The organism is Altererythrobacter sp. Z27, assembly GCF_052683155.1.
Window position 1 is genome coordinate 105,460 of sequence record NZ_JBQYMC010000001.1, and the last position, 12,797, is coordinate 118,256.

A 12,797-nucleotide genomic window follows, 5' to 3' on the forward strand; every position below is an offset into this window, starting at 1 on the left:
CCAGCCAGTCTCTTGCACTCGGCGTCACTTCGCGGCAACAGCGCGGCATGAGCGACACACCTGACCCGCAGTTCCTGGGCAAGCAGACCGCCTTGCCTGCCTCACCCGAGCAGGCGCAGCTCGACTATGTGCCCAATCCGCGGCCCGACACGCTTTACCTTGTGCGCTTCGCCGCGCCGGAGTTCACTTCGCTGTGCCCGGTGACTGGGCAGCCGGATTTTGCGCATCTCGTGATCGACTATGCCCCGGGAAAATCCATCGTCGAATCGAAGAGCCTCAAGCTGTTCCTCGGCAGCTTCCGCAACCACGCCGGATTCCATGAGGATGTGACCGTTGGGATTGGCCAACGGCTGACCGCGGAAATGAAGCCGCAATGGCTCCGCATCGGCGGCTATTGGTATCCGCGCGGAGGCATTCCGATCGACGTATTCTGGCAGAGCGGCCCTGCACCGGAAGGGCTGTGGGTGCCCGACCAGGGCGTCGCCAGCTATCGCGGGCGCGGCTGACGCGGTTGGGCCAAACAAGAATGGTGCCGGCTGCAGGAATCGAACCCGCGACCTGATGATTACAAATCAACTGCTCTACCAACTGAGCTAAGCCGGCGTGCCTTCTTGAAGACGCGGTCCACTAGGGCAAAGCGCCCCTGGCCTCAAGTAGCGAAGCGATAGGCCGACAAGAAAGCCTCAAGTAGCGAAGCGACAGGCCGACAAGAAAGCCTCAAGTAGCGAAGCGATAGGTCTGAAAAAACACTCAAACCGCGCCGAAAGTCCAGCCTTCTGTTCGTGCGACGTCGGGCGTCAGGCCCGCCGGGCTCCAATAGGTCGGTTCATGCGAGATCTTGCGCAACCATGCAGCGGTGACCAGCGCATCGGACGAATGGTCGTCGATCGGCCCGCTGCCGCGAACCGGCGGGCTACTCAACTTCGCCAGTGCGGCGTTGAGGTCTTCAAAGGTCCGCAGCTTGGTCTTGCCCTTGCCAACGCCACCCCCGCGCGCCGCGATTGAGGTGTACATTTCGACCACCACCGGGCCGCTTTCGGGCAAGGGATCGATCGGCCAGACCGAAACGCGGCCGCGTAGCCGGTTGAGCATGCGCATGCCGGTCAGGCTCGATTTGCCGACCTGCGCCGCGCCGACGAGGTTGAAATTGCTCACCGGGCGCACGCCCTGCTCGCGCTGAGCCTGTTCCGCGCGCCGGAAGCGGCCTTCGCGGGTTGGCGCATCGGGCAGGTGGAAGCGATCGCCGACATGCTCCTTTGAATGCCGGAAATAGCGCGAAGCTTCATGGTGGCTGACGAAGCTTCCGGCCTCTAGATGCGGGTCGGCTGCGCAGATGTCGTCGATCAGCGCCCATAGAGACTGCGCATCGGCGGGGCTTTCGTTCCATTCCGGGAAGAACGCGCCGGCATCGGCAAAGGGCAGCGAAATGCCCAGGTCCATGCCCACCAGCGTTCCCTCGGGCAAGTCTTCGCGCAGCAGGGCCAGCACATCTTCGCGACTCCACCCGCGGCCCGGATCGACCAGAACCGGCGGCCCGCCATCGCCATGCGTCAGCGAGAGCGCGATCCCTTTTTGCCGTTCTCCGCGCGCGCCGGACCAGTCGATCGCGAGGAAATGCGAGAATTCACGCATTGTGGCGTTGCGCGCGAAGGTGCTCCCAATAGGCGATGCGTTCGCGCACCTTGCGTTCGAAACCGCGCTCGACCGGGGTGTAATAAGTTTTCGGCTCCATTCCCTCGGGCCAATAGTTCGCGCCCGAAAAACCACTCTCGGCTTCGTGGTCGTATTGGTAACCCGCGCCATAGCCGATGTCCTTCATCAGCCTGGTGGGCGCATTGAGGATGTTCTGCGGAGGCATGAGGCTGCCGGTTTCACGGGCGCTGGCCCAGGCTGCCTTTTGCGCCTTGTAGGCGGCGTTCGATTTGGGTGCGGTCGCGCAGTAAAGGCAGGCCTGCACCACCGCGAGCTCGCCTTCGGGGCTGCCGAGGAAGTCATAGGCGTCCTTGGCTGCTAGGCACTGGACGAGCGCTTGCGGATCGGCGAGCCCGATATCCTCCGAGGCGAACCGAACCAGCCGTCGCAACACGTAGAGCGGCTCTTCGCCGGCCACCAGCATCCGCGCGAGGTAATAGAGTGCTGCCTGCGGATCGGAACCGCGCAGCGATTTATGCAATGCGCTGATGAGGTTGTAATGCCCCTCGCGATCCTTGTCATAGACCGCAACCCGGCGCTGCAGGAAGGCGCCGAGCGCACCAGGATCGAGCGGCTCGGCGATCCGGGCGTTGTAGAGCGTTTCGGCCTGGTTGAGCAGGAAGCGTCCGTCTCCATCTGCTGTGGCGACCAGTGCGGTGCGTGCTTCGGGTGTGAGCGGCAAGGGGCCTTCGAGTTCTTCGGCCCGGTCGAGCAGCTTGCCGAGCGCGTCTTCGCCAAGCCGGTTGAGCACCAGTACCTGTGCGCGGCTGAGCAGTGCCGCGTTGAGCTCGAAACTGGGGTTCTCGGTGGTCGCGCCGACGAGCGTCACCGTGCCGCGTTCGACGAAGGGCAGAAAACCGTCCTGCTGCGCACGGTTGAAGCGGTGGATCTCGTCCACGAACAACAGCGTTTTCTGTCCCGCCTGCGCGGCGCGATCGGCCTCGGCAAAGGCCTTCTTGAGATCCGCAACGCCCGAGAACACCGCGCTCACTGCGACGAAGCGCATGCCTACCGCATCGGCAAGGAGACGCGCAATGCTGGTCTTGCCGGTGCCGGGTGGCCCCCAAAGGATCATGCTGGAAAGCCGACCTGCGGCGACCATCCGCCCGATCGCGCCTTCGGGCCCGGTCAGATGTTCCTGCCCGATGACTTCGCCCAGGTCGCGCGGGCGCAGGCGATCGGCCAGCGGCGCGTCGGCGCGCGGTTCGTCCCGCCCGGAGGCGGGTGGCGGGGGATCGTCTGCGAACAAGTCTGCCATTGGTCGGAACCAATAGGCCGTTCGCCGGATAGTTGCATAGCCTCCTTGTAAAGTTACATCTAAGATATATCATAGAGCTATCAAAGCATATCAGGAGAACCCCCATGACCTGGAACAAGAACCGCCGCTTCAGCCGTTCCGACGCCTTGCCCTTTCTTGCCATGATGGCGGGCAATGGCGGCAATTGGAGCGCGAACTGGGGCGGCAGCAGGTGGGACGAAGAAGAAGGTGGCGAATGGGAAGGCGGGCGACATCGCCGCCGCCGTCGCATGTTCGGCCAGGGCGAGTTGCGGCTCGCGCTGCTGGCGCTGGTGCGAGACGAGCCGCGCCATGGCTACGAGCTGATCAAAGCGATCGAGGAGCTGACCGGCGGCGAATATGCGCCGAGCCCCGGCGCGGTCTACCCCACGCTGCAGATGCTCGAGGATGAAGGCATGATCGCCGAAGCCGAAGCGAGCGGCGCGAAAAAGCCGTTCGAGGCCACGGTCGAAGGCATTGCCGAACTCGATGCACGTGCCGACGAAGTCGAGGAACTGATGCGGCGCCTCGCCCGCATGGGTGAACGGCGCTCGAAAGTCCGCTCGCCCGACCTGTTCCGCGCGATGGGCAACCTTGCCAGCGTGATCAAGAACCGCGCCCGGGCGGGCAAGCTCGACAAGGCCGCGATGGACGAGATCGTCGACATCATCGACGAGGTTGCCAAGCGTATCGAGCGGCTCTGAATCTTAACCGGTTTGCGCTCGCGCGCAGTGCAGCATAATCTCCCCCTTATCGGCTCCGCGCTATGCGGGGAATGAGGGGGAGGATCGCTATGAACGATGCCGCAAAGACGCCCTGGCACCTGTGGGCGATAGGTTTGGTCAGCCTGCTGTGGAACTCGGTTGGCGCCTATGATTACACGCAAACCCGCATGCGCAACATGGAGTACCTTGAAGGGATGGGCTTCACCGAGGAAGCCTTGGCTTACATCGATAACTTCCCGATCTGGGCGGATATCGCCTGGGCATTCGGCGTTTGGGGTGCTCTGGCTGGATCGATCCTGCTACTTCTGCGGAACCGCTTTGCCGTGACCGCTTACGCACTTTCCTTGGCTGGTGCGGTATTGTCCAACCTCTACCCGTTCATCGTCGAACCGCCTGCGATGATGCAGTCATCAGCAGCCAAGGTGTTCTCGTTGGTGATCATCGGAATCGCGGCCGCATTGCTTTACTATGCGAACCGGATGAAGGCGGCTGGCGTCCTACGCTAGATCGAGCGCGGCCTGGAGCTTGGCGGCGTCGGCTTCCTGTTCGGCCCGGCGCCGCTCGACCAGCCTGATATAGGTGTCTGCGACGACCTGGTTGATTGCATCCCAGCTGTATTCACGCGCCTTGCGCTCGCCTGCCGCCCCATGTTCCGCGCGTAGCACTGGATCAGTGCAATATTCGGCGAGTGCGTCTGCGCATCCGGTCACATCGGCAGACTGGCCTGCCAATGGCACAAGCTTGCCTGTAACTCCGTCCACCACAATGCTTGCGCTGCCGGTCGCTCCGGCGGCAACGACTGGCAGGCCGCTAGCCATGGCCTCAAGCGTGACATTGCCGAAAGCTTCGGTGACGGACGGGTTGAAGAATATGTCTCCGCTCGCCAGTGCCTCACCCAGCGCTGCACCGGTCTTGAAGCCGGCGAAGCTCCCGCCGGGCAGGTTTGCCTCGAACCAGCCGCGCGCGGGCCCGTCGCCGATCACCAGCACCTTGTGCGGGATCTGGCGCTTGCGCAGTTGCACGATCGTGTCTGTAAAGACGTCGAGCCCCTTTTCCATGACCAGTCGGCCCAGGAACACGATCGCGACGTCTTCGTCTGCCAGCCCATGGGCGCGGCGCCATTCCGGATCGCGCTTGCCCGGATCGAAAATCGTGCGATCGACCCCGCGAGACCAGATCACGATATCGTCATGCATGTCTTGTTCGATCAGAGTGTCGACCAGGCTTTGCGAAGGGGCTACGAGCGCGTCGCAGCGATTGTAGAGCCGCCGCAGGATCCATTCGATCACCGGCTCGAGGAAGGCCATTCCGTAATAGCGCGGATAGGTTTCGAAGCGGGTATGGACCGAAGCGAGCACGGGAATATCGTAATCCTGCGCCCAACGCAGCGCTGCGTGCCCCGCCGGATCGGGTGAGGAGAGATGGACGATATTGGGCTGGAACCGCTCAAGATCGCGCTTCACTGCGCTGCCAAGCCCGGTGGGAAGGCGATACTCGCCGCGCCCTTTCACGGGCATCCGGACATTGGGAAGCCCCACAAGGTCGCCGGTCGGCTCGAAATCGGGATTGGGTACTTTCGGAGCGTAGACGCGCACAGCCGCGCCCTGCCGGAGGAGATACTCCACCAGCCGGTTCAATGCCTGGTTCGCGCCGTCGCGCGTGTAGTTGTAGTTGCCGCTGAACAGGGCAATGCGAAGATCGCTCGTCTGCATGGTGCAAGCGCCATAAAGAAGCCCGCGGCGATTGGCGAGAGCGAGAACGCAATTCTGGCTATGCTGCCGTTCCGTAACGCTATTTGCGGCGCGCAAATGAAAAGCGGCGCGCCACCGGCGCGCCGCCCCCCAAACTAGGCCAGAGGCCTGTTTAACTATTGCCGGACGTAAGGCCGGTTATAGTGCCCATCACCATCTCGTAGATCCGACGAGCGATCAGGCTGGCCGAGACGCCTGCTGCAGCGATGGCAACATTGCCGAATATCGCACTCAGATATCCGCCCACGGCAGGGATACTTGCCAGCGCCGCTGCGACTACAGGCAGCACCAGCACCGCAAGGAACATTCTGACGGCATTATCCTGATCCGCCCAAATGCCTGCGATGATCGCAAGCACAAGGATTACCAATGCGACATCCAGGCCCGGAATGTTGACCACCCCGGCAACAATCGCCAGCAGGATTGCCAGCGTTGAAGCGATTCCACCAATTTTTTGCATTTTCTCTCCCCCCAAGTTTCTTATCATGGAGGGCTGCGATCTTAGCCTTTGCAATGCTGCACTATCAAATTTCCATGCTGCGCAGCAAAATATTGATAATAAAACGTAAATATGAATATCCTCAGTCTTTTCCACAGGCTCGGTTTACGTAGCGTCAACCGATAGGCCGAGGCTGGGGCGCGACGAATCGATCTTAAATCGATCGCAAATCGTCGAAACGCCTGCGTGGAATCCGGCTTGACTAGTTGCATCGCGCCACTAATGCGGCCGACGGGCCACGCGGTCCCAACGCCGCGCGTGCTCTCTGCAAGGAGAGTCTACATGACTGAGAATACGCTTCCGACGCGCAAACCTGTGCGTCCGTTTTTTTCTTCCGGTCCCTGCGCCAAGCCGCCGGGCTGGTCCCCTGACAAGCTGGCTACCGAATCGCTCGGCCGTTCGCATCGCGCGAAGATCGGCAAGGCGCGGCTTGGCTATTGTATCGACCTGATCCGCGAAGTGCTCGAGGTGCCGGCGACGCACCGCATTGGGATTGTTCCAGGTTCGGACACCGGCGCGGTCGAAATGGCGATGTGGACGATGCTCGGTGCTCGCCCGCTCACCACGCTGGCGTGGGAGAGCTTCGGCGAAGGCTGGGTGACCGATGCCGCGAAGCAGCTCAAGCTCGATCCCACCGTCATCCGCGCCGACTATGGCGAACTGCCCGACCTTTCGCAGGTCGATTGGTCGAATGACGTGATCTTCACCTGGAACGGCACCACATCGGGTGTGCGTGTGCCCAACGGAGACTGGATCGCTGCAGACCGCGAAGGGCTGTGCATTGCCGACGCAACCAGCGCCGTGTTCGCGCAGGACATTGCCTGGGACAAGGTCGATGTGCTGACCTTCAGCTGGCAGAAGGTGTTGGGCGGCGAAGGCGCACACGGTGTGCTTATCCTTGGTCCCCGCGCCGTCGAGCGGCTGGAGACCTACACTCCTGCATGGCCGCTGCCGAAGGTGTTCCGTTTGATGAGCAAGGGTGCGCTTGCCGAAGGCCTGTTCAAGGGCGAGACGATCAACACTCCGTCCATGCTCGCGGTCGAGGACGCGATCTTCGCGCTTGAATGGGCGAAATCGGTAGGCGGGCTCGAAGGTATGAAGGCCCGCGCCAACGCCAACGCCGCTGCGCTCGATGCGATCGTGCGGCAGCGCAACTGGCTCGGCCACCTCGCGTCGGACCCGGCCAGTCGCTCGAACACCAGCGTTTGCCTGACCGTCGATGGCGCCGATGCGGACTTCATCAAGAAGTTCGCGGGCCTGCTCGAGGAGCATCACGCGGCCTATGACATCGCCGGATATCGCGATGCACCTCCCGGCCTGCGGATCTGGTGCGGCGCGACGGTCGATACCGCTGATATCGAAGCGCTGGGCCCCTGGTTCGACTGGGCCTGGGCGACTCTCCAAAGCCAATGAATTCCGTCACCCTGAATCTGGTTCAGGGTCCATTTCTCCACATCGGGCTGAGCACGAAAAAGCTCGATGGATGCTGAAAAAAGTTCAGCATGACGAAAAGAGACAGATTATGACCAAACCCAAAGTCCTCATCTCCGACAAGATGGACCCCAATGCAGCCAAGATCTTTGCCGAGCGCGGCTGCGACGTTGACGTCATCACCGGGAAAGCGCCCGAAGAGCTCAAGGCGATCATCGGCCAGTATGACGGCCTGGCGATCCGTTCGGCGACGAAGGTGACCAAGGAAATCCTCGACGCCGCGCCGAACCTCAAGGTGATCGGTCGCGCCGGCATCGGGGTCGACAATGTCGACATACCTTACGCCAGTTCGAAGGGCGTCGTGGTGATGAACACGCCGTTCGGCAATTCGATCACGACCGCCGAACATGCGATTGCGATGATCATGGCGCTTGCCCGCCAGATCCCAGCGGCTGACCGCCGCACGCAGGCAGGCGAATGGCCCAAGAACGATTTCATGGGCATCGAAGTGACCGGCAAGACGCTGGGCCTTATCGGTGCGGGCAATATCGGTTCGATCGTGGCCAGCCGCGCGCAGGGTCTCAAGATGAAGGTGATCGCATACGATCCCTTTTTGACCGAAGATCGCGCGATCGAAATGGGCGTCGAAAAGGTCGATCTCGACACGCTGCTGAGCCGCGCCGATTTCGTCAGCCTCCATACTCCGCTGACCGATCAGACGCGCAACATCCTCAGCCGCGAGCGGCTCGAGAATGCCAAGCCGGGCATCCGCATCGTCAATTGCGCGCGCGGCGGGTTGATCGACGAAGTCGCGCTGAAGGACCTGCTGCTGAGCGGGCAGGTTGCCGGAGCCGCGCTCGACGTGTTCGAGAAGGAGCCGCCTGCCCCCGATCACCCGCTGTTTGGCACGCCCGGCTTCATCTGCACCCCGCACCTTGGCGCTTCGACCACTGAAGCGCAGGTCAATGTCGCGTTGCAGGTTGCCGAGCAGATCAGCGATTTCCTCGTCAATGGCGGTGTCACCAATGCGCTCAACATGCCTTCGCTCAGCGCGGAGGAAGCGCCCAAACTCAAGCCCTACATGGCGCTCGCCGAAAAGCTCGGCAGCCTGGTGGGCCAGCTGTCGCACGGCAATCTCGAGAAGATCAGCATCGAGCGCGAAGGCGCTGCGGCCAGCCTCAACGGCAAGCCGATCACCGGCGCGGTGCTGGCCGGCTTCATGCGCCGCTTTTCGGACAGCGTGAACATGGTCAATGCGCCCTATCTCGCCCGGGAGCGCGGGCTCGACGTGCGCGAGGTCCGGCACGACCGCGAAGGCGTGTACCACACGCTGGTGCGCGTGACGGTCGAAACCAGCCAGGGCCCGCGCTCGGTTGCGGGTACGCTGTTCGGCGATGCCGCGCCGCGCCTGGTCGAGATCTTCGGCATCGGGATCGAAGCGGACCTTGCCGGGCACATGCTCTATATCGTCAATGAAGACGCGCCGGGCTTCATCGGGCGCATCGGGACGCTGCTGGGCCAGTCTGGCATCAACATCGGCACCTTCCACCTTGGCCGCCGTCAGGCCGGTGGCGAAGCGGTGCTGTTGCTGAGCGTCGACCAGCCGATCGGTGACGATATCATCCAGCAGGCGGCCAAGGTCGAAGGCGTCAAAATGGTCAAGGCGCTGGAATTTTGAGCGCCAATCGGGCAAGCGCCCGGATGTCATGACCGAAGCTGACGACCTGCTGCCCGAAGGGCTCGAAGACCGGCTACCGCAAGAGGCGGAGCGGATCACGCGTGCCATGCGCGCCTGCCTGGATGTGCTGGCGAGCCATGGCTATGCGCGGGTCCGCCCGCCGCTGGTCGAATTCGAAAGGTCGCTCGCAGGCCGGATGGACGGGGTGCAGCCACGCCGCATGTTCCGCTTCGTCGATCCGTCCAGCCTGCGCACGCTTGCACTGCGTAGCGATATCACGCCGCAGATCGGGCGAATTTCGGCGACCAGCCTTGCAGCTGCGCCGCGTCCGCTGCGCCTTGCCTATTGCGGCGAGACAACTGTGATCAAGGCGGACCAGCTCGAACCTGCGCGCGAGCGGTTGCAGCTGGGTGCCGAGCTGATCGGAGCGGATACGGTCGTCGCGGCGGGCGAAGTCGTGGCGATCGCGGTCGAGGCTTTGGCGGCTGCAGGGCTGACCGGCATTTCGGTCGATTTCACCCTGCCGGACCTTGTCGACACGCTGGCGGTCGAGGCCATGCCGCTGGCGCCGGAGCAGGTCGATGCGGTGCGCCGCGAGCTCGACATGAAGGATGCAGGCGGACTCAAGGAAGCGGGCGGTGAGGCTTATTTGCCGCTGCTCTATGCCACCGGCGCATTCGACGAAGCGGTGGCCAAGCTGCAAGCGATCGATGCGGGCGGGGCACTTGCGAGCAGGATTGCCGGGCTCAAGGCGATCGCATCCAGAATTGGCGACCGTGCGCGCATCACGCTCGACCCGACCGAACGCCACGGCTTCGAATACCAGAGCTGGTTCGGCTTCACCCTGTTCGCCGAGGGGCTGCGCGGCACGCTGGGCCGGGGTGGCACCTATCTGATCAAGGGCAGCGAAGAAGCCGCGACCGGCTTCTCGCTCTATGTCGACCAGCTGGCGCAGGCGGTGGGCGATGCCGCGCCGTGCAACACGCTTTACCTGCCGTCGGGCCACGATGCAGCGGCTGCGGCGCAGCTGCGCGCCGATGGATGGCGGACGATAGCGCAGATCGGCGACGGTGAAGACCCCCGTGCGCTGGGCTGCACCCACGTGCTTGAGAGTGGGAAACCCGTCGAGATCTAGGCGGAGGCTGCAGTGGGCAGATTGTTCTGCTAGCCGCCAAACAGTTTCTTGAGCCAGGCATCGACCACGGGCGTCGCCGGATAGTCGGGATCGCCCAGCCTGCGGTTGATCTCCGCATGGCCTTGCAATCCCCGCCCTTCAAAGCCTTGCACTGTCGCATCCGTGCCGCCCTTGCGCAGCGCTTCGCCTAGTCCCTTGCTTTGCGCGGTCCCGTCCCTGCGCTGGACGTGCAGGATCAGGAAGGCGGGGGCATTGGGCGCGGCGGCGTGATGCGTTGGTGACAGCGCCTTCTGCCGCGCCGGACCGGTGCCGAACGCCTGCTTGTAGGTATCGCCCATCAGCCGCGCGTTCTCGTCCATCTGCGCGGGTACGTCATAGGCTGCGCCATCAAGCGGGATCACGCCTTTGACATCGCGATAGGAAAGGCCGGCGCCGCGCAGATATTGTGGGTCGGTGCCGACCAGTGCGACCAGATGCGCGCCCGCGCTATGGCCCATCAGGACCACGCGGCTGCGATCGATCTTCAGCCGGTCCGCTTCCGCCAACAGCTTGGCGAGCGCGGCGGCAACGTCGGCTGCCTGCTGTTCGACCGTAGCGTCGGGCACCAGCCGGTAGTTGATCGACGCGAAGTGATAGCCTTGCCCGTTGTAATGCGGGGCCTTGAACTCACCCGTGGCATTGCGCTTGTCGCCGCGCTGCCACCCGCCGCCGTGGACGAAAAGGACCAGCGGGGCAGGGCGTTCGGTCGATACCGGATGGAAATCGAGCTTCTGCAGCGGGTCGCTGCCATAGGCAATCTCTTGCGCCCCTTGGCGGAGCGACTGGCGCGCTTCTCTCTGCGCGTCGCCGCGATTCGCCTGGACGCGTTCGCGCAGGCTCTGGCGGCAAGATGCGCTCAGCTCGTCGCGCTTCTCGGCCATGCAGTTGCGCAACTGGCCGCGGTCGGTACCGCAAAGTCGCACGATCTCCTGTCGACATTCCGCAGGGAGGCGTGCGCGCTCTTGGGCCATGGCGGTGACTGCGCCACATACGGCAAGCCCGGCGATGATCATGCGAGTTGTGCGCATCGTCTATCTCCCTGTAAACGCGCCAAGGCTAGGCCGCGCGTCCGCGAATGCCAGTCGCGATTTGTCGCAAGCTGTCGCAACCGCCCGCACCATACACGCCGCGCCGCTTGACTTGCCTATGCCCCACGCTCTAACCCGCGCGGCGCATCCGGGGCCGCAAGGCTCCCTCTATTTCCGTCCCTTGGTCGAGTCCTGTCGAAGGACCATGAGGATCCCCCTGGCAGGGGGTAAGGTGTAAGCATGGCCAACGTAACCGTGATCGGGGCCCAATGGGGCGATGAGGGCAAGGGCAAGATCGTCGACTGGCTGGCCAGCCGCGCCGATGCCGTCGTCCGCTTCCAGGGCGGCCACAATGCCGGCCACACGCTGGTAGTGGGCAACACCACCTACAAGCTCAGCTTGCTGCCCTCGGGCATCGTCACCGGAACGCTTTCGATCATCGGCAATGGCGTGGTGCTCGACCCGTGGGCGCTCAAGGCTGAGATCGAAAAGCTCGAGGGGCAGGGCGTCACCATCACGGACGACAATTTCGCGATTGCCGACAATTGCCCGCTGATCCTGCCGATCCACCGCGATCTCGACGCCCTGCGCGAGACAGCAGCGGGCAGCGGAAAGATCGGCACAACTGGGCGCGGTATCGGCCCGGCCTATGAAGACAAGGTCGGCCGCCGTGCGATCCGCGTGTGCGATTTGGCGCATCTCGACAGCCTTGAACCGCAGCTCGACCGGCTCTGCGCGCACCACGATGCGCTGCGCGCCGGCTTCGACCAGCCGCCGGTCGATCGCGAGCGCCTGCTCGCCGACCTCGCTAAGATTGCGCCTTTCGTGCTGCGTTTTGCCCAGCCGGTGTGGAAGCGGCTGAAGAAGGTGCGCAAGGCCGGTGCGCGTATCCTGTTCGAAGGTGCGCAAGGCGTCCTGCTCGACATCGACCATGGCACCTATCCCTTCGTCACCAGTTCGAACACGGTCAGCGGCACTGCGGCGGCGGGTTCGGGCCTCGGCCCCAATTCGACCGGCTTCGTGCTGGGGATCGTCAAGGCTTACACCACGCGCGTCGGCAGCGGCCCGTTCCCGACCGAGCTCGACGATGATGTCGGCCAGCGGCTGGGCGAGCGCGGGCACGAATTCGGCACCGTCACCGGGCGCAAGCGCCGCTGCGGCTGGTTCGATGCCGTTCTGGTGCGCCAGAGCTGCGCTATCTCGGGCGTCACCGGGATAGCGCTGACCAAGCTCGACGTGCTCGACGGCTTCGACAAGGTGAAGATCTGCACCGGCTATCGCCTGAACGGCAAGATCATGGACTATTTCCCCAGCCATGCAGGCGATCAGGCAGCGGTCGAGCCGATCTATGAGGAAATGGACGGCTGGCACGAAACCACCGCCGGCGCGCGCAGCTGGGCCGACCTCCCGGCCAATGCGATCAAATATATCCAGCGGGTGCAGGAGCTGATCGAAACGCCCGTGGCGCTGGTTTCGACCAGCCCCGAGCGCGATGACACGATCCTGGTGCGCGATCCCTTCATGGACTGATCGCAGGCTGTGA

At 63.5% G+C, this 12,797-nt stretch carries 12 protein-coding genes and 1 tRNA gene; 7 read left to right on the plus strand and 6 right to left on the minus strand.

The window, feature by feature from the left end:
- The first annotated feature begins 47 nt into the window (after positions 1 to 47).
- A complete protein-coding gene (gene queF, locus ACUJ47_RS00510; protein ID WP_445536526.1) occupies positions 48 to 506 on the plus strand; it encodes a preQ(1) synthase in 459 nt (152 codons plus the stop codon).
- Between the two features lie 21 nt (positions 507 to 527).
- Here queF and ACUJ47_RS00515 read toward each other — a convergent pair.
- The 3 genes from ACUJ47_RS00515 to ACUJ47_RS00525 all read right to left on the minus strand — a co-directional run bounded on the left by ACUJ47_RS00515 (position 528) and on the right by ACUJ47_RS00525 (position 2,950).
- Positions 528 to 603 (minus strand) — tRNA-Thr (locus ACUJ47_RS00515).
- 147 nt (positions 604 to 750) lie between these two features.
- Positions 751 to 1,632, minus strand: a complete 882-nt coding sequence (locus tag ACUJ47_RS00520) for a hypothetical protein (protein ID WP_445536527.1) — start codon at positions 1,630 to 1,632, stop codon at positions 751 to 753.
- Positions 1,625 to 2,950 carry a replication-associated recombination protein A gene (locus tag ACUJ47_RS00525; protein ID WP_445536528.1) on the minus strand — a complete coding sequence of 442 codons (1,326 nt, stop codon included), beginning with the start codon at positions 2,948 to 2,950 and terminating at the stop codon, positions 1,625 to 1,627. The genes ACUJ47_RS00520 and ACUJ47_RS00525 overlap by 8 nt, the downstream gene beginning before the upstream one ends.
- 104 nt (positions 2,951 to 3,054) lie before the next feature.
- On the opposite strand from ACUJ47_RS00525, the gene ACUJ47_RS00530 reads away from it, so the two are divergent.
- Together ACUJ47_RS00530 and ACUJ47_RS00535 are read left to right on the plus strand one after the other, a co-directional pair.
- On the plus strand, positions 3,055 to 3,672 hold the full coding sequence (locus ACUJ47_RS00530; RefSeq protein WP_445536529.1) for a PadR family transcriptional regulator: 618 nt from the start codon (positions 3,055 to 3,057) through the stop codon (positions 3,670 to 3,672).
- A gap of 89 nt (positions 3,673 to 3,761) precedes the next feature.
- Positions 3,762 to 4,199 (plus strand): hypothetical protein, encoded by a 438-nt coding sequence (locus ACUJ47_RS00535; RefSeq protein ID WP_445536530.1) that lies wholly within the window; start codon positions 3,762 to 3,764, stop codon positions 4,197 to 4,199.
- On the opposite strand, the gene ACUJ47_RS00540 is transcribed toward ACUJ47_RS00535, so the two are convergent.
- Positions 4,191 to 5,405, minus strand: coding sequence for a glycosyltransferase family 4 protein (locus tag ACUJ47_RS00540; protein ID WP_445536531.1), 1,215 nt, complete (start codon positions 5,403 to 5,405; stop codon positions 4,191 to 4,193). The genes ACUJ47_RS00535 and ACUJ47_RS00540 overlap by 9 nt on opposite strands.
- Positions 5,406 to 5,556: 151 nt before the next feature.
- Positions 5,557 to 6,039: a hypothetical protein gene (locus ACUJ47_RS00545; RefSeq protein ID WP_445536532.1), complete on the minus strand. Its 483-nt coding sequence runs from the start codon at positions 6,037 to 6,039 to the stop codon at positions 5,557 to 5,559.
- A gap of 186 nt (positions 6,040 to 6,225) precedes the next feature.
- Here ACUJ47_RS00545 and ACUJ47_RS00550 point away from each other — a divergent pair, with 186 nt between their 5' ends.
- The 3 genes from ACUJ47_RS00550 to ACUJ47_RS00560 all read left to right on the plus strand — a co-directional run bounded on the left by ACUJ47_RS00550 (position 6,226) and on the right by ACUJ47_RS00560 (position 10,187).
- Positions 6,226 to 7,356, plus strand: a complete 1,131-nt coding sequence (locus tag ACUJ47_RS00550; protein WP_445536533.1) for a phosphoserine transaminase — start codon at positions 6,226 to 6,228, stop codon at positions 7,354 to 7,356.
- 109 nt (positions 7,357 to 7,465) lie between these two features.
- The gene (serA, locus tag ACUJ47_RS00555) at positions 7,466 to 9,052 is read left to right on the plus strand and encodes a phosphoglycerate dehydrogenase (RefSeq protein WP_445536534.1); all 1,587 of its coding nucleotides are present in this window, start codon (positions 7,466 to 7,468) and stop codon (positions 9,050 to 9,052) included.
- A gap of 28 nt (positions 9,053 to 9,080) precedes the next feature.
- Positions 9,081 to 10,187 carry an ATP phosphoribosyltransferase regulatory subunit gene (locus tag ACUJ47_RS00560; protein WP_445536535.1) on the plus strand — a complete coding sequence of 369 codons (1,107 nt, stop codon included), beginning with the start codon at positions 9,081 to 9,083 and terminating at the stop codon, positions 10,185 to 10,187.
- A 29-nt stretch (positions 10,188 to 10,216) separates the two neighbouring features.
- On the opposite strand, the gene ACUJ47_RS00565 is transcribed toward ACUJ47_RS00560, so the two are convergent.
- Positions 10,217 to 11,254 carry an alpha/beta hydrolase gene (locus tag ACUJ47_RS00565; protein WP_445536536.1) on the minus strand — a complete coding sequence of 346 codons (1,038 nt, stop codon included), beginning with the start codon at positions 11,252 to 11,254 and terminating at the stop codon, positions 10,217 to 10,219.
- A 240-nt stretch (positions 11,255 to 11,494) separates the two neighbouring features.
- Here ACUJ47_RS00565 and ACUJ47_RS00570 point away from each other — a divergent pair, with 240 nt between their 5' ends.
- Positions 11,495 to 12,784 (plus strand): adenylosuccinate synthase, encoded by a 1,290-nt coding sequence (locus ACUJ47_RS00570; protein WP_445536537.1) that lies wholly within the window; start codon positions 11,495 to 11,497, stop codon positions 12,782 to 12,784.
- The last annotated feature ends 13 nt before the right edge of the window (positions 12,785 to 12,797 follow it).

What these genes read in the sequence shown, in the direction of transcription:
- queF (WP_445536526.1), top strand. Translation starts at nt 48, where the DNA reads ATGAGCGACACACCTGACCCGCAGTTCCTGGGCAAGCAGACCGCCTTG.
- ACUJ47_RS00520 (WP_445536527.1), bottom strand. Translation starts at nt 1,632, where the DNA reads ATGCGTGAATTCTCGCATTTCCTCGCGATCGACTGGTCCGGCGCGCGC.
- ACUJ47_RS00525 (WP_445536528.1), bottom strand. Translation starts at nt 2,950, where the DNA reads ATGGCAGACTTGTTCGCAGACGATCCCCCGCCACCCGCCTCCGGGCGG.
- ACUJ47_RS00530 (WP_445536529.1), top strand. Translation starts at nt 3,055, where the DNA reads ATGACCTGGAACAAGAACCGCCGCTTCAGCCGTTCCGACGCCTTGCCC.
- ACUJ47_RS00535 (WP_445536530.1), top strand. Translation starts at nt 3,762, where the DNA reads ATGAACGATGCCGCAAAGACGCCCTGGCACCTGTGGGCGATAGGTTTG.
- ACUJ47_RS00540 (WP_445536531.1), bottom strand. Translation starts at nt 5,405, where the DNA reads ATGCAGACGAGCGATCTTCGCATTGCCCTGTTCAGCGGCAACTACAAC.
- ACUJ47_RS00550 (WP_445536533.1), top strand. Translation starts at nt 6,226, where the DNA reads ATGACTGAGAATACGCTTCCGACGCGCAAACCTGTGCGTCCGTTTTTT.
- serA (WP_445536534.1), top strand. Translation starts at nt 7,466, where the DNA reads ATGACCAAACCCAAAGTCCTCATCTCCGACAAGATGGACCCCAATGCA.
- ACUJ47_RS00560 (WP_445536535.1), top strand. Translation starts at nt 9,081, where the DNA reads ATGACCGAAGCTGACGACCTGCTGCCCGAAGGGCTCGAAGACCGGCTA.
- ACUJ47_RS00565 (WP_445536536.1), bottom strand. Translation starts at nt 11,254, where the DNA reads ATGCGCACAACTCGCATGATCATCGCCGGGCTTGCCGTATGTGGCGCA.
- ACUJ47_RS00570 (WP_445536537.1), top strand. Translation starts at nt 11,495, where the DNA reads ATGGCCAACGTAACCGTGATCGGGGCCCAATGGGGCGATGAGGGCAAG.